Origin of the sequence: Pantoea sp. B9002, assembly GCF_013385945.1 — a bacterium.
Classification (GTDB): Bacteria; Pseudomonadota; Gammaproteobacteria; order Enterobacterales; family Enterobacteriaceae; genus Pantoea.
The window spans coordinates 40,629-61,299 of record NZ_JACAPA010000046.1 but is presented as its reverse complement, the minus strand read 5'-3'; the positions used below and the strand labels follow the sequence as shown (position 1 = coordinate 61,299).

General features: G+C 55.4%; 21 protein-coding genes, 1 tRNA gene and 1 pseudogene. 14 read left to right on the top strand and 9 right to left on the bottom strand.

What is annotated here, in order from left to right; all coding sequences use genetic code 11:
* Positions 1-189 precede the first annotated feature (189 nt).
* Positions 190-993: a 2,5-didehydrogluconate reductase DkgB gene (gene dkgB / locus HX773_RS20640; RefSeq protein WP_176973088.1), complete on the top strand. Its 804-nt coding sequence runs from the start codon at positions 190-192 to the stop codon at positions 991-993.
* A gap of 15 nt (positions 994-1,008) precedes the next feature.
* Here dkgB and yafC read toward each other — a convergent pair whose 3' ends face one another.
* Entirely contained in the window at positions 1,009-1,917 is a 909-nt protein-coding gene (yafC, locus tag HX773_RS20635; protein WP_176973087.1) for a DNA-binding transcriptional regulator YafC, read from the bottom strand.
* A gap of 100 nt (positions 1,918-2,017) precedes the next feature.
* Here yafC and HX773_RS20630 point away from each other — a divergent pair, with 100 nt between their 5' ends.
* On the top strand, positions 2,018-3,196 hold the full coding sequence (locus HX773_RS20630) for an MFS transporter (RefSeq protein WP_176973086.1): 1,179 nt from the start codon (positions 2,018-2,020) through the stop codon (positions 3,194-3,196).
* A gap of 148 nt (positions 3,197-3,344) precedes the next feature.
* The gene (locus tag HX773_RS20625; protein ID WP_176973085.1) at positions 3,345-4,148 is read left to right on the top strand and encodes an endonuclease/exonuclease/phosphatase family protein; all 804 of its coding nucleotides are present in this window, start codon (positions 3,345-3,347) and stop codon (positions 4,146-4,148) included.
* Positions 4,149-4,301: 153 nt separating this feature from the next.
* Here the strand turns inward: HX773_RS20625 and mltD are convergent, their stop codons facing one another.
* Both mltD and gloB read right to left on the bottom strand, forming a co-directional pair.
* A complete protein-coding gene (gene mltD, locus HX773_RS20620; protein WP_036620368.1) occupies positions 4,302-5,675 on the bottom strand; it encodes a murein transglycosylase D in 1,374 nt (457 codons plus the stop codon).
* 71 nt (positions 5,676-5,746) lie between these two features.
* Positions 5,747-6,502, bottom strand: a complete 756-nt coding sequence (gene gloB / locus HX773_RS20615; RefSeq protein ID WP_176973084.1) for a hydroxyacylglutathione hydrolase — start codon at positions 6,500-6,502, stop codon at positions 5,747-5,749.
* A gap of 40 nt (positions 6,503-6,542) precedes the next feature.
* Here gloB and HX773_RS20610 point away from each other — a divergent pair, with 40 nt between their 5' ends.
* Positions 6,543-7,277: a class I SAM-dependent methyltransferase gene (locus HX773_RS20610; RefSeq protein WP_176973083.1), complete on the top strand. Its 735-nt coding sequence runs from the start codon at positions 6,543-6,545 to the stop codon at positions 7,275-7,277.
* Here the strand turns inward: HX773_RS20610 and rnhA are convergent.
* Positions 7,262-7,829, bottom strand: a pseudogene (gene rnhA / locus HX773_RS20605) (ribonuclease HI). The gene HX773_RS20610 and the pseudogene rnhA overlap by 16 nt on opposite strands.
* Here rnhA and dnaQ point away from each other — a divergent pair.
* Both dnaQ and HX773_RS20595 read left to right on the top strand, forming a co-directional pair.
* Positions 7,783-8,514: a DNA polymerase III subunit epsilon gene (dnaQ, locus tag HX773_RS20600; protein WP_176973081.1), complete on the top strand. Its 732-nt coding sequence runs from the start codon at positions 7,783-7,785 to the stop codon at positions 8,512-8,514. The pseudogene rnhA and the gene dnaQ overlap by 47 nt on opposite strands.
* A gap of 134 nt (positions 8,515-8,648) precedes the next feature.
* Positions 8,649-8,725: transfer RNA gene (locus HX773_RS20595), tRNA-Asp, on the top strand.
* A gap of 101 nt (positions 8,726-8,826) precedes the next feature.
* Here HX773_RS20595 and HX773_RS20590 read toward each other — a convergent pair.
* Positions 8,827-10,320: an NCS1 family nucleobase:cation symporter-1 gene (locus HX773_RS20590; RefSeq protein ID WP_176973080.1), complete on the bottom strand. Its 1,494-nt coding sequence runs from the start codon at positions 10,318-10,320 to the stop codon at positions 8,827-8,829.
* A gap of 145 nt (positions 10,321-10,465) precedes the next feature.
* Here HX773_RS20590 and HX773_RS20585 point away from each other — a divergent pair, with 145 nt between their 5' ends.
* Genes HX773_RS20585 through puuE form a run of 3 tightly spaced genes read left to right on the top strand, consistent with a single transcriptional unit; the run spans position 10,466 to position 12,905 of the window.
* Positions 10,466-11,188 (top strand): GntR family transcriptional regulator, encoded by a 723-nt coding sequence (locus HX773_RS20585; protein ID WP_176973079.1) that lies wholly within the window; start codon positions 10,466-10,468, stop codon positions 11,186-11,188.
* A complete protein-coding gene (hpxA, locus tag HX773_RS20580) occupies positions 11,185-11,916 on the top strand; it encodes an allantoin racemase (RefSeq protein ID WP_176973078.1) in 732 nt (243 codons plus the stop codon). Before HX773_RS20585 ends, hpxA begins: the two co-directional genes overlap by 4 nt.
* Positions 11,917-11,945: 29 nt before the next feature.
* On the top strand, positions 11,946-12,905 hold the full coding sequence (puuE, locus tag HX773_RS20575) for an allantoinase PuuE (protein WP_176973077.1): 960 nt from the start codon (positions 11,946-11,948) through the stop codon (positions 12,903-12,905).
* A gap of 108 nt (positions 12,906-13,013) precedes the next feature.
* Here the strand turns inward: puuE and hpxZ are convergent, their stop codons facing one another.
* From hpxZ to HX773_RS20555, 4 genes are read right to left on the bottom strand one after another with little or no spacing between them, the layout of a single operon-like run.
* Entirely contained in the window at positions 13,014-13,397 is a 384-nt protein-coding gene (gene hpxZ, locus HX773_RS20570; protein WP_176973076.1) for an oxalurate catabolism protein HpxZ, read from the bottom strand.
* Between the two features lie 2 nt (positions 13,398-13,399).
* Positions 13,400-14,797 carry an AtzE family amidohydrolase gene (locus tag HX773_RS20565; RefSeq protein WP_176973075.1) on the bottom strand — a complete coding sequence of 466 codons (1,398 nt, stop codon included), beginning with the start codon at positions 14,795-14,797 and terminating at the stop codon, positions 13,400-13,402.
* Positions 14,794-14,979 (bottom strand): oxalurate catabolism protein HpxX, encoded by a 186-nt coding sequence (gene hpxX, locus HX773_RS20560; RefSeq protein WP_176973074.1) that lies wholly within the window; start codon positions 14,977-14,979, stop codon positions 14,794-14,796. Before hpxX ends, HX773_RS20565 begins: the two co-directional genes overlap by 4 nt.
* 12 nt (positions 14,980-14,991) lie before the next feature.
* Positions 14,992-16,578: a gamma-glutamyltransferase family protein gene (locus HX773_RS20555; protein ID WP_176973073.1), complete on the bottom strand. Its 1,587-nt coding sequence runs from the start codon at positions 16,576-16,578 to the stop codon at positions 14,992-14,994.
* 225 nt (positions 16,579-16,803) lie between these two features.
* Here HX773_RS20555 and hpxU point away from each other — a divergent pair, with 225 nt between their 5' ends.
* The 5 genes from hpxU (at position 16,804) to HX773_RS20530 (ending at position 20,655) form a co-directional block, all read left to right on the top strand.
* Positions 16,804-17,643 carry a MurR/RpiR family transcriptional regulator HpxU gene (gene hpxU, locus HX773_RS20550; RefSeq protein ID WP_101762543.1) on the top strand — a complete coding sequence of 280 codons (840 nt, stop codon included), beginning with the start codon at positions 16,804-16,806 and terminating at the stop codon, positions 17,641-17,643.
* Positions 17,644-17,835: 192 nt separating this feature from the next.
* Entirely contained in the window at positions 17,836-18,621 is a 786-nt protein-coding gene (locus tag HX773_RS20545) for a transporter substrate-binding domain-containing protein (protein ID WP_097094836.1), read from the top strand.
* Between the two features lie 3 nt (positions 18,622-18,624).
* Positions 18,625-19,290, top strand: a complete 666-nt coding sequence (locus tag HX773_RS20540; protein WP_176973072.1) for an amino acid ABC transporter permease — start codon at positions 18,625-18,627, stop codon at positions 19,288-19,290.
* Positions 19,287-19,943 carry an amino acid ABC transporter permease gene (locus HX773_RS20535; protein WP_176973071.1) on the top strand — a complete coding sequence of 219 codons (657 nt, stop codon included), beginning with the start codon at positions 19,287-19,289 and terminating at the stop codon, positions 19,941-19,943. The genes HX773_RS20540 and HX773_RS20535 overlap by 4 nt, the downstream gene beginning before the upstream one ends.
* Complete coding sequence (locus HX773_RS20530) at positions 19,924-20,655, top strand: amino acid ABC transporter ATP-binding protein (protein ID WP_101762541.1); 732 nt, start codon at positions 19,924-19,926, stop codon at positions 20,653-20,655. The genes HX773_RS20535 and HX773_RS20530 overlap by 20 nt, the downstream gene beginning before the upstream one ends.
* The last annotated feature ends 16 nt before the right edge of the window (positions 20,656-20,671 follow it).

The window sequence follows — 20,671 nt, the reverse complement described above, 5'->3', positions numbered from 1 at the left end:
GAGCCCCGTCCGTTCCGCCACTTAATTGATAAGCCCTGACTGAAAAGTCAGGGCTTTTTCATGTCTGCAATTTTGTCATTATTGTTGATAAAAAATCAAAATTCTTCTGCTTATAAGCGGATTTTTCAGCAACAATAAACCTGCCACAATAGTTCCCATCGAAACATAACGCTATACGATGAGGAAATCATGACAATCCCCGCCTTTGGTTTAGGTACTTTCCGTCTGCAAGACGACGTAGTAATCCATTCAGTTAAAACTGCGTTGGAACTTGGCTATCGCACAATTGATACTGCGCAAATCTATGAAAATGAAGCGGCTGTGGGTCAGGCGATCGCTGAGAGTGACGTAGCACGTGACGATTTGTTCGTTACCACTAAAATCTGGATCGAGAATCTTTCGGCTGAGAAGTTGATTCCCAGCTTGAAAGAGAGCCTTACAAAGCTGCGTACCGATTATGTCGATCTCACCTTGATCCACTGGCCTTCTCCGGGATCGGCGGTATCGGTGAAAGAGAGCATGTTGGCATTGATGGCAGCAAAAGAAGCAGGCCTGACGCGTCAAATTGGTATCTCAAACTTTCCCATTGCCCTGATGAAAGAGGCGATTGACGCAGTTGGCGTGGAAAATATTGCGACTAACCAGATTGAGCTGCATCCTTTCCTGCAGAATCGTCAGGTGGTTGATTTCGCAGAAAAGAATGGTCTTCACATCACTTCTTACATGACGTTGGCTTATGGAGAAGCGCTGAAGGATGAGGTAATTAATACCATTGCACAGAAGCACAAAGCTACTCCGGCACAGGTTGTTCTGGCATGGGCGATGAAGTTAGGTTACGCGGTGATCCCTTCATCAACCAAGCGTGAGAACCTGGCGAGCAACATGACAGCGGTTGATCTGCAGCTAGACGATCAAGATATGGCAAATATTGCCGCGCTGGATCGTCAGCAGCGCTTAGTGAGTCCTGAAGGTCTGGCACCACACTGGGATTAATCACTGCTTCCCTTTTCAGCCCTGCACTCGCCAGGGCTGATCTTTAACCCATTCACTTAGAAAATCGATAAACGCCCTGACGCGTTGGCTAACTCCCAAGTCACTGTAATAGACCGCATTAAAAGGCATCTCAACTGGAACGCGCTGTTCAGCAAGCAGTTCAATAAAAGTGCCATCCGCTATCTCTTTATCCACCATAAAATCTGATAAACACGCGATACCTTGATCGCCTAGCACTAGCTGTTTGAGCGTTTCGCCGCTATTAGATGACATACCCGGCGTGATGTCATAAAGATCGCCACCTTCATCTGCAACAGGCCAGCGATTTAAGCGTGGCGTTTCAACGAAGCCAAGGCATTGATGCTGCGCTAAATCAGCTGCCGCTACTGGTACGCCATATTTCGCCAAATAAGCCGGTGTGGCCACTAATTTGCGATAGCTAATAAAGAGCAGACGAGCGCGCAACGTGGAATCCGTCAAATTGCCAGCGCGAATCGCCACATCGACTTTACGTTCGATGAGGTTAATAAAGCTCTCCGACGAGATCAGCGATAACGTGACATCTGGATAGCGCTCACGAAACGGTTTAATCATCGGTAACAATAGATGCAGAATCACGGGTGTAGCAGCATCAATACGCAGTACGCCCTGAGGCGCTAGCTGACGTTCAATCAACTCGCTCTCGGCGGTTGACATCTCCTGCATCAACTTTTGCACGCGGCGAAAGTAATGCTCGCCTTCATGAGTGAGCGCTAGCTGACGCGTAGTACGCGTTAAGAGCGCGACACCCAGCTTATTCTCCAGTTTTTTAACCGTGCGACTCACCGCTGAATTAGCCATCTGCAACTGTTCTGCAGCGCGACTAAAGCTGCCGCTCTCCACTACAGCGATAAACACCTTAAGCTCATCTGACGATGCCTTCATTATCCCTCCAAAAGCAAAAGTCTATTTACACTTTGCATCTTTTTGTCATTAAAGCATGCGGCAATACTAACGCCCATCAAAACCTTAATGGGAGTTAATCATGCCACTTGCACTTTGGGCGCTGACTATCAGCGCCTATGCGATCGGAACGACAGAATTTGTTATTGTCGGTCTGATCCCAACCATCGCTGAACAACTCAGTATTACGCTGCCTTCCGCTGGAATGCTGGTTTCTATTTACGCTCTGGGTGTTGCCGTTGGCGCACCGGTGTTAACTGCTTTGACCGGTAAGTTAGCGCGCAAGCAATTATTAATGGGATTGATGGTGCTCTTCACCGTTGGCAACCTGGTTGCCTGGCTGGCACCAAACTATGAAACGCTGGTCATTGCCCGGCTGCTTACCGGCCTGGCGCACGGTGTGTTCTTCTCTGTCGGCTCGACGATTGCGACCAGCCTGGTGAGTAAAGAGAAGGCGGCGAGTGCCATTGCCATTATGTTTGGTGGTTTAACCGTAGCTTTGGTGACTGGCGTGCCGCTGGGTACGCTCATCGGGCAACACTTTGGCTGGCGTGAAAGTTTCCTGGCTGTGTCATTGCTGGGTGTGATCGCTCTGGTGGCAAGCCAACTGCTTATCCCGCGTAACATTGCTCAGCCACCGGCAACAACGCTGACCCAGCAGGCACGCGTGATGATCAATTCACGTCTGCTGCTGATCTATGCGATTACTGCGCTGGGTTATGGAGGCGTATTTACTGCCTTCACCTTCCTTGCGCCAATGATGCAGTCGCTGGCTGGCTTTTCACCTACCGCAGTCAGCATGATTCTGCTGGGTTATGGTGTGTCGGTCGCCATCGGTAATATCTGGGGCGGCAAGCTGGCCGATCGCCGTGGCGCGGTTCCTGCTTTGACACTGATCTTTATGGCGCTGGCCATTCTGCTGATGGTGTTCCAGTTCACCGCCAGCATGCACTTTATGTCAGTGGCGACAGTGTTAATTATGGGCATCTTCGCCTTTGCTAACGTGCCGGGTTTGCAGGTTTATGTGGTGCAGAAAGCAGAACACTATGCGCCAGGCGCGGTAGATGTTGCATCAGGTCTGAATATCGCGGCCTTCAATATCGGCATTGCTCTGGGTTCAACGGTAGGTGGTTATATTGTTGAACATTATGGACTGGCGCAAACGCCGTGGGTCGGTGCGGTGATTGTACTTGGCGCGCTGCTGCTGGTGCGATTGAGTGGCCAACTCGATAAACCTCAAACTGCGATTGCGATGGAATAACCCGCACAAAAGCCTGCCAGCTGGCAGGCTTTTGCATTGGTATGCTGTGAGGCGAATTCCGACAATCAAGAACACCAATTGAAACCCCGCGCTAAAATCCCTATAACAGTCAGGTGAAGTACGAGTCGTAAACCAGTCAGGCGGGAAAGTGCGGAAAAAAACTTATTCAATGCGTTATGTAGCAGGTCAGCCAGCAGAGCGGATTTTTCCGCCGGGGGCAATGCTGCATCCTGGGCAGGCATTACCGCCTGGCGCGCCCTTGCCAGCCGATCCGACACTGCGAGTTTTAGTCTGGAATATCTTCAAACAACAGCGTGCAGACTGGATGTCGGTGCTGCAGGGTTTTGGCAAAGATGCCCATCTTGTTCTGCTACAGGAGGCGCAGGCCACGCCCGAACTGGTCAAATTCGCCACCAGTAACTATCTCGCGGCCGATCAGGTGCCAGCCTTTGTCTTACCGCAACATCCTTCTGGCGTCATGACGTTGGCATCTGCGCATCCTGTGTACTGCTGCCCACTACGTGAACGTGAGCCGCTGCTGCGTTTGGCCAAATCTGCGCTGGTCACGGCATATCCGTTGCCCACTGGCGAAATGCTGATGGTGGTGAATATCCACGCCGTCAATTTCAGTCTCGGTGTCGATGTCTACAGCAAACAGCTGGGGCCGATTGGCGAACAGATTCAGCATCATCGCGGACCGGTGATCATGGCAGGGGATTTCAACGCCTGGAGCCGTCAACGAATGAATGCGCTGTATCGCTTTGCGCGGGAGATGTCTTTACGTGAGGTGAACTTCACCGATGACCATCGTCGAAAAGCTTTTGGGCGCCCACTGGATTTCGTCTTCTACCGCGATATGAAGGTCAGTGAAGCTTCTGTGCTGGTGACGCGCGCATCAGACCATAATCCGCTGCTGGTTGAGTTCAACTCTCTTTACGGTATCGAGCGTTAAGCTAATACGCTCGAGCTCCCGCCTCGTAACTGTCACAACGTTCAGCTGAAAATAATAGTGCGAAGGGCAAGTCAGTGTCTGAACAGGCAATAGGCAGAATTTAGCAGAAGCAGAAAATGAAAAAGGCTGACAAAAGTCAGCCTTTTCGGGGCATTAGGTATCAGGTGTTGCGCTATTATTCACAAACAGTGTGAGCTTGTCGCCCGGCTGAATGTCTTTAGCATCACTGTTCCAGCGCATAACGTCTTTGGTGTTCACACCGTGACGTTTAGCAATACTGGCAAAAGAATCACCCTTACGTACACGGTAGGTGATGCTGTTGCCGTTATCAGCCAATTGCGTGCTCGCTTTGCCGCTTACGGTCAGCGTTTGACCGGTACGAACTGAAGCGCTGCGCAGATTGTTCTGCTGTTTCAGTGCACTGACGCTAACGCCAAGCTTGCTGGCAATACCAGACAAGGTGTCGCCTTTGCGTACCGTGTAGCTATTTCCTGCCGCGCTGACTTTCGCCATCTCGGTAGGCTGCACGGAAGCGATATCACCGGAAGCCAGTGAATCGCGCAACTTAGCAACGTTGGACTTAGGCACCATAATGTAATGCGGTCCATTTGGCGCAGTGGCGCCATTTTTATAACCGGCATTAAATGTCTTCAGCTTGCTGAGAGACATACCGGCCATATCGGCGGCCTGTGTCAGTTCAATCTGCTGTCCCACTTCTACGCGAGCTAAAGCACGGCTCTCGTTCGGGGTCGGCAGTTTGATACCGTAACGCTTATTGTTCTTGAGAATCTCACTCAAGGCCAACATTTTAGGTACGTAAACCGTGGTCTCGCGGGGCAGCGATAAACTCCAGAAGTCAGTCGGCTTACCGCGCGCCTTATTCTGTTTCATCGCCTTCAGCACACGTCCTTCACCGCTGTTATAGGCGGCGATGGTCAATAACCAGTCACCGTCAAACATACCGTTCAGACGCTGCATCATGTCCAGCGCTACTTTGGTCGAGGCCACCACATCGCGGCGTCCGTCGTACCATTGGTTCTGTTTCAAACCATAGTTTTTGCCCGTTTGTGCAACAATCTGCCAGATGCCGGCGGCATTCGCAGAAGATGTTGCGTGTGGGTCAAAAGCGCTCTCCACTATGGGTAGCAGTACCAGTTCCATCGGCATTTTACGTTTCTGTATCTGCTCGACTATCCAGTACATGTACGGCTCTGCCCGTAATGTTACATCGTGGAGATAGCTCTTATTTTTTAAAAATTTTGTTTTTTGTTCGCGGATCCGGCTGTTTTCCGGAATCCCCATCTTCAACTCGTCACTAATGTGATTCCAGAGATCAGTATCTTCTGCGAGGCTTGTTCCATCATCCTGCCATCGCGGCGACAACAATCGATCTCCGTACTTTCCATTTTCACCTTGACCAGCTGAAGACAGACTCTGGGCATGCTGTACGGGGATATTGGCGTCATTCCTTGATGCCTGACATCCTACCAGCAAGACCGAGGCGAGTAAGATCGCTTTAGCCTTCATGTGTGTGTCAATAGTTCGCTTAAAAGACGAGCAACTATACGTGACGGTCCACCACAACACAACCTCAAAAATCAAAAGCGGTCTTTCTTCTCGCGTAGATCGGCGAAAGTTTGCCATAACGCTGACGATGACACATTAGTGCCTAAAGCCCGTTGTAAATCAGCATCTTGTGTGCGTAAAAATAAATTTATTTCCCGCTCTAAGGCCAGTTTTGTAGGTAAAGTAATGCGGTTTTCTGCGCGTAAGTCCTTAATTTGCTGATACCTTGCCAAAATTTTAGGGTCATGGGGCAGAATAGCCGCAGCAAACTTCATATTGGATAAAGTGTACTCATGCGCGCAGCAAACGAGAGTCTCTTCAGGCAGCTGATTAAGTTTTTGAAATGACTCGAACATTTGCTCTGCAGTGCCTTCAAATAAACGCCCGCAGCCGCCAGAAAACATCGTGTCACCACAGAAAAGATAAGGGGAGCTGAAATATGAGATATGTCCTAAAGTGTGACCGGGTGTTGCGATGACACGGAAATTTAGCCCAAGCAGAGTAAATTCATCACCTTCGGCCACAATACGCTTCGCCCCTTTATCTGCAGTTTCCTGAGGACCGAAAACCGCCACATCGGGATAGTGCTGCAACAGTTCATCCACGCCGCCAACGTGGTCGTGATGATGATGCGTCAGCAAAATCGCCACGGGTTGCCAACGATTGGCCCTGATTTTATCCAGCACCGGCTGTGCTTCGCCGGGATCGACAATCAAACACCTATTGTCATCGTCCGTCAGTGTCCAGATGTAGTTATCCTGCAATGCGGGAATGCTGGTAAGATTCATAAACACCTCTCAGGTCGTAGAAAAAGGAAAATGGTAGAGCATGAAGCCGGCTAAAACACGCCAAATCCTGACTGCACCGCGCTCCTGGCGCGATATGCCAATGGGAGACTATTTTCGCGACGCACTCACTCAGCAACTGCAGCCTTATCTCGGCAAGCTGTATGGCTTTCATATGCTTAAAATTGGCAGCCTCAGCGCAGAAATCAACACCAGCCAGTGTGCCATATCGCATCAGGTGAATGTGGGCATTGAGGGCGATGAGTTGCAGGTTATCGCCAATAACACACAATTACCCTTTGAATCTAAATCAGTTGATGCCTGTTTAATGGCGCACACGCTGGCGTGGAGTCAGGATCCGCACCGCGTGCTGCGCGAAGTGGATCGGGTATTGATCGATGATGGCTGGATGATCATCAGCGGCTTCAATCCTTTCAGTCTATTAGGGATTAGCAAAGGCATTCCGGGTTTGCACTCGCGCGCGCCGTGGAGTGGACGGATGTTCAGCCAGGTGCGGCTGCTCGACTGGCTGGGCCTGCTGAATTATGAAGTGGTTTACCGCACCCGTTTTCAGGTGGTGCCGTGGCATCGGCAGGGCGGCAGAGTGATCAGCGCGCATTTGCCGGCGCTCGGTTGTTTGAACATTGTGGTGGCACGTAAACGTACGTTCCCGTTAACGCCCACCAAAATGAAGAAGAATCTGAGTCAAAGCCAGCTACGGCAAACCGTTAACGTTACGCGCCAGTTTCGTGAAGTGAAGGATCAGGATTCAACCTGATAACCGATATCATCCTGAGTAGGATTTCCCGCCGCGCTGCGCGCCAGTTCGTCGCAGCGTTCGTTCTCCGGATGCCCAGCGTGGCCTTTTACCCATTCCCACTTAATTTCATGGTTGCTGAGCGCCAGATCGAGGCGTTTCCACAGATCGACATTTTTCACCGGTTTTTTATCGGCGGTTTTCCAGCCGCGCTTCTTCCAGTTATGGATCCAACTGGTGATGCCTTGACGCACATATTGGCTATCAGTGCTGATCACCACGTCACACGGCTGCTTTAACGCTTCGAGCGCCACAATAGCCGCCATCATTTCCATGCGATTGTTGGTGGTGAGGCGATAACCTGTACTGAACTCTTTTTCATGCGCACCATAACGTAAAATGGCGCCATAACCGCCGGGGCCGGGATTACCCAGGCAAGATCCATCGGTGAATATTTCTACCTGTTTGCGCATCTCTGGTAGACTTCCTTCTGACAAAACGCCAAGTCTGACATAAAACGAGTCCTATGAGCACTGCAAATAACCGCCAGATCGTCCTCGATACTGAAACCACCGGCATGAACATGATCGGTGTGCATTATGAAGGACATCGCATCATTGAAATTGGTGCGGTTGAGGTGATCAACCGTCGCCTGACCGGCAACAACTTCCATATGTATCTGAAGCCCGATCGGCTGGTGGATCCGGAAGCGTTCGGCGTTCACGGTATCGCCGATGAATTCCTCGCCGATAAGCCGATATTTGCGGATATCGCCGACGAATTCCTTGAATACATCCGTGGCGCGGAGCTGGTGATCCATAACGCATCGTTCGATATCGGCTTTATGGATTACGAATTCGGCATGCTGAAGCGGGATATCGGCAAAACCGAAACCTTCTGCCAGATCACCGATAGCCTGGCGATGGCGCGTAAGATGTATCCCGGCAAGCGCAACAGCCTCGATGCGTTGTGCAACCGTTATGAGATAGATAACAGCAAGCGTACGCTGCACGGCGCACTGCTCGATGCCGAGATTCTGGCCGAAGTGTTCCTGATGATGACCGGCGGTCAAACCTCGCTGGCATTTTCTCTGGACGGTGAACAGAACAATCAGGGCGGCGGTGAGAACATTCAGCGCATTGTACGTCCGAGTTCAGGTCTGCGCGTGGTCAGCGCCAGCGATGAAGAGATAGTTGCGCACGAAGGTCGTCTGGATTTAGTGCAGAAGAAGGGCGGAAGCTGCCTGTGGCGCGTATAAAACGGCTGATTCTGCGTGCAAAATCGACGTTAAGCTGAAAAAAGCGCCAAACGAAACATTCCCACAGAAAAAGCGTTGACGGGTGTGAAAGCTGCTATTAATATGCGCCTCGTTCTCGACGGGGAACAAAGCGCGGAGCGGTAGTTCAGTTGGTTAGAATACCTGCCTGTCACGCAGGGGGTCGCGGGTTCGAGCCCCGTCCGTTCCGCCAATCTATTTAAAGAAGCCGATGCAGAAATGCATCGGCTTTTTGCTTTTTCCAAATCCTACACATTTGCCGTAGGGTCGCCATTCATGGCGACCCTTACCAACTTAATCCTTCTGCACCGCCACCGTCGCGCGATACGCCGCCACAGACTCTTCGCGGTCAGCGCGCGCCAGCCAGCGATAGCAGCCCGCACCCAACGCCACGCCGATAAACCAGCTAAAGTTCGCCACCGCATGCAGTGAAGGAATAAAGCTGATCACCAGACAAATGCCCACCGACGGCAGCAGCGCAGCAATCGCTTTCGGGTTGAAGCCACCGCGATACCAGTAACGGCCTTTCGGCGTGTCATCAAACAGGTCATCAACGTAGACTTTGCTGCGTTTGATCAGATAGAAATCGGCCACCAGGATGCCAAACAGCGGCCCAATGAACGAGCCCAGCACATCCAGCGTGTAGTGAATCAGTTCTGGCGACTGGAACAGGTTCCACGGCGTCAGTAACACTGAACCCACTGCGGCAATCATGCCACCGGTGCGGAAGCTGATTTTCTGCGGTGAGCAGTTAGAGAAGTCGAATGCCGGCGAGACAAAGTTCGCCACGATATTAATGCCGATAGTGGCGATAATCATGGTCAGCAGGCCAATCGCAACCGCCACGTCGTTACCCACCATGCTGACGGTTTCAATCGGATCGGTGATCATTCTGCCGAACAGCGATTGCGTACCGGAGACAATCACCACGGTGACAATCGAGAACAGCAGGAAGTTGAACGGTAAGCCCCAGCGGTTGCCGCGACGAATTTCGCCCATGCTTTTACCGTAACGCGAGAAGTCACCAAAATTCAGCAGCGGACCGGAGAAGTAGGAGACCACCAGCGCGGTGGCGGTAATCATCTGCCAGGTTTGCTCGCCGGTGCTCAACTGCTTGCTGGCCAGCGTGAAGGAGATGCCGTTGAAACCGGTTTTGTATACAATCCAGCCCGCCAGCGCCACCATCACCACGTACACCGCCGGACCGGCGACATCGATAAAGCGTTTGATCGCGCTCATGCCATGCCAGAACACCATCGCCTGCAGTAACCACATCACACCGAAACAGCACCAACCCAATTGAGATAAGCCGAGCCAGCTGCTTTGCGTCATGCTGCCCAGGGTTGGGAAGAACTTCAGCAGCACCAGCATCAGCGCGTTAGCCGCCAGATAAGTCTGGATGCCGTACCACGCAAAAGCGATCAGCCCACGAATAATCGCTGGGATGTTAGCGCCGAACACGCCAAACGCCTGACGCGAAATCACCGCATACGGTACACCCGCCATCTGGCTCGGTTTGGCCACCAGATTAGCGCACAGCTGCACAATGCAGATGCCCACTAACAAGCACAGCAACACCTGCCAGCTCGCCAGCCCGAGGGTAAAGAAGCTGGCGGCCACCACATAGCCGCCCATGCTGTGCACGTCCGACATCCAGAACGAAAAGATGTTGTACCACGACCAGTTCTGGTCGCGCGTCGGCGCCAGATCTTCATTACACAGGCGTGGACTGTATTGTGCGTTGGCTTCAGAGACCATCGCAGAGGTCACTTCAGTATGTTTTGGCATGAAACCTGCTCCTCTCTACATCATGGAAAAATAATCACAGCGTGAAACGGTATTGCAGGATCCAGGCCAGAATTGATTTCTTGTATACAAAAAATTAATTTCACGTATACGATGTGCAGCACACAGTCACTTACCGGAGCAGGTAATGAAGAGTGAAACAGGCCAGAAAACGGCTGCCGATCTGAACGATCGCGATGAACCTATCTATCAGGCGCTGCTTACCGCCATCGTTGAGCATCAACTGCCGCCGGGCAGTAAATTGCCGGAAGAAGCTTTATCGGACGTCTTCGGCGTGAGCCGCACCGGCATTCGTAAGGTGCTGCAACGCCTCGCCGCGGTGCAAATGATCACTTTGTCGCCCAGACGTGGTGCACAGGTGGCGACGCCGGGTGTTGATGAAGCCCGCGACATCTTTGCCACCCGCAGTTTATTAGAGTGCGCCAATTTGCCGGCGGTATTGAGCCACGTGCAGGCGCCGCACTTAGCGGCACTTGGCGTGTTAATTGAAGAAGAGCAGCAAGCACACGACCAGCACGATGGTGCCGCGGCGATTCGTCTCTCCGCCGCCTTTCATATTCAGCTGCAGGCGATCTCCGGTAACGAAGTGCTCACCGATATGGTGACGCGTCTCACGCAGCGTTCATCGCTGGTGATTGCCGCTTACGGTGCACCGTGGCAGCGCGGCTGCCGTTGCGATCATCACGATCGGCTGGTGGATCTGCTGCGGCAAAAAGATCTGCCGGGGTTAACGGCGGCGCTGCAGCATCACTTCGAACACATTGTTGCCAGCCTGCACTTTGAGCGCAGCGGCGAAACCTTGCCTGATTTCACCCGGTTATTTGCCGGTAACAAAGGAGCGGCATCATGAGCCTGATTCAGGTCATCAATCCCAATACCAGCTTAGCGATGACGGAAACCATGGGTGCCGCCGCGCGCGCCGTCGCCGCGCCGGGCACCGAGATTCTGGCGGTGTGCCCGACTCACGGCGTGGAGTCGATTGAAGGTCATTTTGATGAAGCCATCGCGGCGATTGGCGTGCTGGAGCAGGTGAAACGCGGCAAAGAGCAAGGCGTGAGCGGCCATATCATTGCCTGTTTCGGCGATCCGGGATTGCTGGCGGCGCGCGAACTGGCGAGCGGCCCGGTGATTGGCATCGCGGAAGCGGCCATGCACACCGCCACGCTGGTGGCGACGCGCTTTTCGATTGTCACCACCTTGCCGCGCACGCTGGTGATTGCGCGCCATCTGCTGCAGCAATATGGCTTCACTCACCATTGTGCCGCGCTGCACGCCATCGATCTGCCGGTGCTGGCGCTGGAAGACGGCAGCGGCGTGGCGCAGGAAAAAGTGCGTCAGCGCTGCATGCAGGCCAAACGCGAAGATGGCAGCGGCGCGATTGTGTTGGGCTGTGGCGGTATGGCTACGCTGGCGCAGGATCTCACCAAAGAGCTGGGCATGCCGGTAATCGACGGCGTCAGCGCCGCGGTAAAAATGGTGGAGTCGCTGGTGGCGCTAGGCTTTGGCACCAGCAAGCACGGCGATCTCGATTATCCACTCGAAAAACCGCTCAGCGGGGCATTTCAGCACCTAAACTAACCACTGGTTGAGCGACAGGAACTTACAGAATGAATGATGTATCTGGAAAGAAAGAGTACAGCTTCAACAAAAACTATCCGCGCGATCTGATCGGCTATGCTGGCAACCCGCCGCATGCGCAGTGGCCGGACAAAGCGCGCGTCGCGGTGCAGTTTGTCCTGAATTACGAAGAGGGTGCCGAGAACAACGTGTTGCATGGCGACGCCGGTTCCGAGCAGTTTCTTTCCGATATCATCGGCGCGGCCAGCTATGCCGATCGTCATATGTCGATGGATTCGCTGTATGAATACGGCTCGCGCGCCGGTTTCTGGCGCATCCACAATGAGTTTCAAAAGCGCGGTTTGCCGCTAACGGTGTTTGGCGTGGCGATGGCGCTGGCGCGTCATCCGGACATCGTCGAGGCGATTAAAGCGGCGGATTACGACGTGGTGAGCCACGGCTGGCGCTGGATCCACTATCAGGCGATGGATGCCAAAACCGAGCGCCAGCATATGCAGCAGGCGGTGGACGTGTTAACCGACCTGTTCGGCAAAGCGCCAACTGGCTGGTACACCGGCCGCGACAGCCCAAACACCCGACGTTTGGTGGTCGAGCAGGGCGGCTTTAGCTATGACAGCGACTATTACGGCGACGATTTACCGTTCTGGACGCAGGTCACCTGTCAGGACGGCACGGTTAAACCGCATCTGGTCATCCCTTACACGCTGGAGTGCAACGACATGCGCTTCGCCTCGCCGCAGGGCTTCAACACCGCGGAGCAGTTCTTCACCTACCTGCGCGACACCTTTGATGTGCTGTATGAAGAGGGCGAAACGGCGCCGAAGATGATGTCGATTGGCATGCACTGTCGTTTGCTGGGACGTCCGGGGAAATTTCGAGGTTTGCAGCGCTTCCTTGATCACATTCAGCAGCATGAAGATGTGTGGGTGTGTACGCGGCAGCAAATCGCCGATCACTGGATCGAGACGCATCCGGCACCGAGCGTTTAGCCCCTCATCCCAACCTTCTCCCGCCCCGATTCAACAAATCACACCACCTAATCATTCCCTCTCCCGCGTGCGGGAGAGGGTTAGGGTGAGGGACAAACCGCACCCAACTTAACTCATCAAACTCACCTGCGCCGCGACAATCCGCCAGCCGCACGGCAATCGCACCCACGTCTGCTGCTGGCGTCCAATCTTCTCCACGCCTTCACGCGTAAACTCCGTACTGCACACCGCATAGTCATCGCCAAAGGTGGTGATCACCGTATTACGCAACGTGCGATCCAATCCTTTCGACGGCCGCGCAGCGCGAAAAGCGCGAATCTCATCAATGCCATACAAATTCTCCCCCGCGCCCAAACGCACGGTACGTTTGTCGTGCCAGAACAGCTCATCCAGCACCTCCACATCATTGCTGATTAGCGCTTGCTCGTAGCGGTAAAAGGCGGCGGTGACTTCGGCGAGAATGGCCGGGCGATCGATATGTTCAGGTGTCATCTTCAGGCATCCATTAAGGTAGTTTGTGGCAGCGTCAGCCCTTGCTGTTGCAGCGCCCAGGCGGCGCGCAGTGCCAGATGTTCTTTAAACGGTGCGGCGATCAGCTGCAAGCCTATCGGCAAGCCGCTGGCGGTTTGCAGCGGCACGGTGCAGACCGGTAAGCCGAGGAAGGAAATCGGCTGGGTTAGCATGCCCATGCTGGCGCGCGTCGGCAAATCCTGGCCATTGATGTGAATGGTTTCCTGGCCGATGGTGGTGGCGGTGCAGGGCGTGGCGGGCGCAATCAGCACATCGAACTGCTCAAACAGCGGCAGCACCTGCTGCTGGAAGTGACGGCGGAAACGCTGGGCCTGTACGTACCACGCCGAGGGCAGCATCGCACCGGCCAGCAGGCGCTCACGCGAGTTGGGCTCGAACTGCTCCGGCTGCGTGCGCAGCATCGGCAAATAGTGATTGCCGCCTTCTGCGGCGGTCATGATAAAGGCCGCCGAACGTGCGATCTCCGCATTCGGCAAAGTCACTTCGTCGATTGCCTGCAGTGCTTTAGCCGCCACCGCCACGGCGGCGCGCGCTTCATCGCTGCACCAGGTTGAGAAGAATCCGCCGAGTACCGCGCTGCGCACGCCCTCTGCGCCCTTGCTGAGCCCCGCGCTGACTGGCGAGACGGGCTGTGCGGCCTGGAAGGCATCGCTGGCATCAGCACCTTGCAAGGTGTCGTACACCAGGCTCAAATCTTCAACCGAACGGGCAAATGGGCCGATGTGATCGAGGCTGGCGACAAACGGATGGCTGCCGCTACGCGACAGGCGGCCAAAGGTCGGTTTCAGACCGAAGATACCACACAGTGATGCGGGCACGCGGATCGAGCCGTTGGTGTCGCTGCCGAGCGAGAAGTGCACCAAACCCGCCGCCACCGCCGCCGCTGAACCGCCGGACGATCCGCCCGCCACGCGGGTTAAATCGCGCGGATTGTGCGTCGCGCCGTAATGAGTGTTTTCGGTGGTGAAGCCGTACGCATAGGCATCCATATTCAACATGCCGGAGAGCAGCGCGCCAGATTGACGCAGTTTGTTTACCGCCCACGCATCCTCGCGTGCCGCCGCCCGTTCGCTGAACAGGCTGGCCCCGGCTAAAGTGCTGTGTCCGGCGACATCAAACAGGTTTTTCACTGCGTAAGGAATCCCGGCCAACGGCGGTAAGGTCTCGCCGCGCTGGCGCTGCTGATCGATCTGATCGGCTTCGCGCAGCATGCGCTGGCCGGTGACTTCAGTCCAGGCGTTGATCGCAGGATTATGCTGTTCAATCGCCGCCAGCGTAGTTTGTGCGATATCGCGGGCGCTGATCTCGCCCTGGCTCAGCGCGTGCTGCAGGGCGTTAATCGATAAAGATGACAGTTTCATGGATGAAACACTCCCGCCACTTCCAGCCGATCGTCGAGCGGCAGCGCCATCAGCGGCTCGGCCATCGCGGCGATGCGGTTGAACTGCATCAGCAGCTCGGCGCGGCGCGCATCATCCAGCTCCAGCGCCAGAATCTGCTCCATTTGGGCGATATAGGTGGCCCAATCCGGTTGTGAACTCATCAATAATCTCCGTTAGAAACCGGCGGCGCTGCCGTTGCTGCGCGGATCGAACGCGCCTTCCAGCATGCCATTGTTGTGTCTGACGATCGCGCCCGCATGGCCGACCACTTCACTGAAATCGGCTAGCAGTTCAACCTCATGGCCGAGCGCGCGCAGCTGCTGCACCGTTTCCGGCGCGATGCGCGCTTCGAGCTTGAGCGAATCGGATGATTGTCCCCACGTGCGACCCAGCAGCCAGCGCGGCGCGCTCACCGCCTGTTGCAGCGGATGCCCCTGAATCACGTGACGGGTGAAAATCGCTGCCTGGGTTTGCGGCTGGCCGTCGCCGCCCATCGAACCGTACACCATGGTGCGGCCATCTTTGAGACGCGCGGCGGCGGGATTGAGGGTGTGGAACGGCTGTTTGCCCGGCTGCAGCGCCAGCAAATGGTCGGGTTGCAGGCTGAAAGCGGCACCCCGGTTTTGCCAGGTGATGCCGGTGCCGGGCAGCACCACGCCGCTGCCGAATTCGTGATAGACGCTTTGGATAAACGAAACGGCCAATCCGCTGCTGTCCATCACGCCCATCCACACGGTGTCGCCCGGTCCGCGCCCGGTGCCCCACGCAGCGGCTTGTTGATCGTCCACCTGCGCCGCCAGCGTTCTGAGATGCTCATCATCCAGCAGGCTCTGCACATCGATGTCGATGTGGCGCGGATCGGTGATGTGCTTGTCGCGCAGCGCAAAGGCTTTTTTGGTGGCTTCGACGATGCGGTGTACGGTTTGCGCTTCATCTGCGTCAGCCATATTGAGCCGATCGGTAATGCCGAGGATCGCCAGCGACACCAAACCTTGCGTCGGCGGCGTCATGTTCCAGATATCGCCTTCACTGTGCGCCAGATGCAGCGGCGTACAGCGCCGGGCTTGGTGAGTCTGCAAATCCTCCAGCGTGATTGGCATTCCCAGCGCGGTCATTTCGCGCGCCAGATGGTGCGCCAGTTCACCGCGATAAAAACTCTCGAGTCCGTGATCGCACAGCATGCTCAGCGTATTCGCCAGCGCCGGTTGGGTGAAGCGACTGCCGGCAACTGGCACGCTGCCGTCCGGTAAAAAGGTGGCGGCAAAACCGGGTTGATGCTGCAGCTCGTGCTGTTTGGCGGCGGTGGCGGCGGCTTGCGAGGCGGTGACCGGAATGCCGTCGGCGGCATAGCGAATCGCATCGTGCAGCAAGCGGGTTAATGGCAGCGGTGTAGCGCCGAGTTCCTGCGCCAGCGTCAACGCTTCCTGCCAGCCGCTGACGGTGCCCGCCACGGTTAAGGCGGCTTTGGGGCCGCGATGCGGAATATGTGTTTCGCCGTGATAGAAATCGAGATGCGCCAGTGAACCGGCTGCGCCGCTGGCGTCAATGGCGATGGGATCGCCGTTTGGCGGTACCACCAGCCAGAAGCCGTCGCCGCCCAAACCGTTCATGTGCGGGTAAACCACGGCGATGGTTGCGGCGGCGGCCACCATCGCTTCCAGTGCATTGCCGCCTTCGCGCAGTACGGCTAAGGCGCTTTCGCTGGCGAGATGATGTGGCGTAACGGCCATGCCTAACGGCGCCATGTTGCTCTGTATCATAGTGATTTTTTCTCTTGTTCTCTTTAAACACTCTGTTTAATCACCGCACATTCCGTAGCGGCGCGATTTATCGCGCAATAAATTGCGCCGCTACGGAATGTGCGAATTCGTGAATATCTGCAAATACTGCATAAATCTAAGCAAGAGCTGTTCCAGTTTTGGTCGGACATCAATCTGGATCGATTTATGCTAGCTTGTGATGAAACGAAAGTTACAGGACCGATGATGAAACAACTTGATGAACGCCTCCGTAGTCACTATCCGCAACTGTCGCCGCAGGAGCAGCGCATTGCCGACTTCGTGTTTGACCATTTTGATGACCTGATCAGCTACAACAGCGCCGAGTTGGCGCGGCTGAGCGGCGTGTCGAAGGCCACGGTCAGCCGTTTGTTCAAGCGTCTCGGTTACGAGAAATATAAGGATATGCGCGACGAGCTGCGCATCCTGCGCCAGAGCGGCATGCCGCTCACCGACAACCGCGATGCGGTGCAGGGCAACACCTTGCTGTCGCGCCACTATAAGCAGGAGATGGCCAACCTGACGCAGTGGGTCAACAGCATCGATCCACAGCAGTTTGGCGAGGTGATTAGCGCGCTGGGTGCGGCGAAACGGGTGTTTATCATCGGCATGCGTAACGCCTATCCGGTGGCGCTGCACCTGCGTCAGCAGCTGATGCAGGCGCGTCCGCAGGTGCATGTGCTGCCGCAGCCGGGCCAGACGCTGGGCGAAGAGCTGGTGGATATCACGCCCGACGATATCGTGGTGGTGATGGCGTTTCGCCGCCGTCCACGCATCATTCGTCCGCTGATGCAGCAGCTGCAGCAAAGCAACATCCCGGTGCTGGCGCTGTGTGAGCCGCAGGCGCAGGGCATTATCACCTTAGCGCGCTGGCAGCTTTGCGCGCCACTCGACAGCGTGTCCGCCTTTGATAGCTACGCCTCCGCCATGAGCCTGATTAACCTGCTGGCGAATGCGTTGCTGCATGAAATGTTGTCGCAGGGCCGTCAGCGCATCCATCAAATTGCCGATCTTTATCAGCATCTCGACGAGCTGGAACACCGTTAACGGGCGCCATTGTGGTGCATTGCACTGTTTTTGATCGTTCATTCCAACGGGCGCAATGCCCGTTTTTGCTGCCTTCAATGCGGTAAATCCCCGTTTTTTCCTCTTTCTTCTCGCGGCACTGCGGTTGGCACATTAGTTGCAGAATGATTCATCAAGAATCTTTTGTTTCACGTAAACTCACCGGGGTGCATAATGAAAAAAGTATTATTAGCGGTAGCGGGCGCGGCATTGCTGATGGCGCAGGTCGGGAGTGCGATGGCCGATCAGCTGCAGGATATTCAGAAGCGCGGCGTGATCCGCGTGGCGGTTCCGCAGGACTTCCCGCCGTTTGGTTCGGTTGGTACCGATTTGCAGCCGCAGGGCTACGACATCGATATGGCCAAGTACCTCGCGAAACAGATGAAACTGAAGTTGCAGCTGGTGCCCGTTTCCAGTGCTAACCGCGTGCCGTATCTGCAAACCGATAAAGTCGATCTGGTGATCTCCAGCATGGGTAAAAACGCTGAGCGCGAGAAAGTGATCGATTTCACCCGCGCTTACGCGCCGTTCTTCCTCGGCGTATTTGGTCCGAAGGGCGAAACGCTGAAAGATGCGGCGGCGCTGAGCGGTAAATCCATCGGCGTCACGCGCGGTGCGGTTGAAGACATGGTGTTAAGCGATATCGCCCCGAAAGAGGCGCAGGTGAAGCGTTATGAAGATAACAACACCACGCTGTCGGCCTACCTTTCCGGACAAGTGCAGTACGTTGCGACGGGCAACCTGGTGGTGGCGGCGATTGCGCGTCAGAACGCCGAAAAAGCGCCGGTTGCCCAGTTCATGCTGAAAGATTCACCGTGCTACATCGGCCTGAAAAAAGATGAGCCGGCGCTGAAAGAGAAAGTGAATGCGCTGATTGAGCAGGGCATCAAAGACGGCACGCTGAACAAGCTGTCGGAAGAGTGGCTGAAAGCGCCGCTGCCAGCCAACCTCGGCGCATAAAGCATGGCGCAACTTAACTTCGCCGATCTCTGGCCGCACTGGCCAGAGTTACTGGCCGGACTGTGGGTCACGATTCAGATCACCGTGCTCGCCACCGTGGGCGGTGTCAGCCTCGGTATTCTCGGCGCGGCGCTGCGCAGCGGCAAACCGAGCTGGGCGAGCCGCATTTGGGGCGTGTACGTCGAGCTGATCCGCAATACCCCGTTTGTGGTGCAGCTGTTTTTTATCGTCTTTGGTTTGCCCAATCTGGGTCTGAAACTGACGGCGGGCGAAGCCGCGCTGCTGGCGATGTTGATTAACCTTGGTGCGTACAGCACTGAAATAATTCGCGCCGGGATTCAGGTGACGCCGCGCGGGCAGTGGGAAGCGGGGCGCGTGCTGGGATTGACCCGCACGCAAACCTTTATCCGCGTGGTGCTGCCGCCGTCGCTGCAGCGCATTTATCCGGCGCTGGTCAGCCAATGCATCATTGTGATGCTCGGCTCGTCGGTGGTGTCGCAGGTGTCGTACGAAGAGTTGACCTTCGCCGCCAACCTGATTCAGTCGCGCACCTTTTTGAGTTTTGAAGTCTATTTCGTGACCACGTTGATCTATCTGGCGTTGTCGATTGCCATGCGCCAACTGCTGCTGGCGCTGGGACGTAAATGGTTGGGAGCGCAGCCGGCATGACGACTTTTACCGACTGGGACATCCTGCGCAACCTGCTGCTGGCAGCGCGCTGGACAATTTTACTCTCGCTGGTGGCGTTTTTTGGCGGCACGCTGGTGACCTTGCCGCTGCTGTTTATGCGCCTGCTGAAACGTAAATGGCCGATGCGCTTTGTGCGCGCGTACACCGAGCTGTTTCAGGGCACGCCGCTGCTGATGCAGCTGTTCCTCGCCTTCTTCGGCGTCGGCTTGTTCGGCATCGATGTCGCGCCCTGGACCGCCGCCTCACTGGCCTTAACGCTCTACACCAGCGCGTTTCTGGTGGATATCTGGTACGGCAGCATTCGCGCCCTGCCAAAAGGGCAATGGGAAGCGTCGCGCTGTCTCGGCCTGACGTTTGGTCAAACGCTGTTTCGCGTGGTCGCGCCGCAGGCGATTCGCATCGCTATCGCGCCTACGGTTGGGTTTGCCGTGCAGGTGATTAAAGGCACCGCGCTGGCCTCGATTATCGGTTTCGTCGAGCTGACCAAAGCCGGCACCATTTTGAATAACGTGACGTATGAGCCGTTCAAGGTGTTTGGCCTGGTGGCGCTCGGTTACTTCCTGATGTGTTATCCGCTGTCGCGTTACAGCCAGTACCTGGAGAAAAAATTCAATGCCGCTCATCACCATTAATCAGGTACAGAAGTACTACGGCGACAACCACGTATTGAAAGGTGTCGATCTCGACGTCGATCACGGCGAAGTGATCTCGATTATCGGCCGCAGCGGATCGGGTAAAAGTACCTTGCTGCGCTGCATGAACGGGCTGGAAGGCTATCAGGAAGGCAGCATCAAACTCGGCGGTATGACGATTACCGACCGCGAATCGCAGGCGCGTGAAATCAGCCGTTCGGTCGGCATGGTGTTCCAGAACTTCAACCTGTTCCCGCACATGACGGCGCTGGAAAACGTGATGCTGGCGCCGCGCCGCGTGCTGAAGAAAAGCGAAGCCGAATGCCGTGCGCTGGCAACGCAGATGCTGGAGAAAGTCGGCCTCGGTGAGCGCATCAATTACTATCCGGCCAATCTCTCTGGCGGTCAGCAGCAGCGCGTGGCGATTGCCCGTGCGCTGGCGATGCAGCCCAAAGTTTTACTCTGTGATGAGATCACCTCCGCGCTCGATCCCGAGCTGGTCGGCGAAGTGCTAAAAGTGCTGGAGCAGCTGGCCGCCGAAGGCATGACGCTGATTCTCGTCACCCATGAAATGAACTTCGCCCGCGACGTGGGCGATCGCGTGGTCTTTATGCATCAGGGGCGCGTCTGGGAGCAGGGCGACAGCAAAACGCTGTTCGCCAATCCGCAAACTGCGGAGCTGAAGCAGTTTATCTCCACGGTCCGCCTCTAAGCTTTCTTTAAGGAAT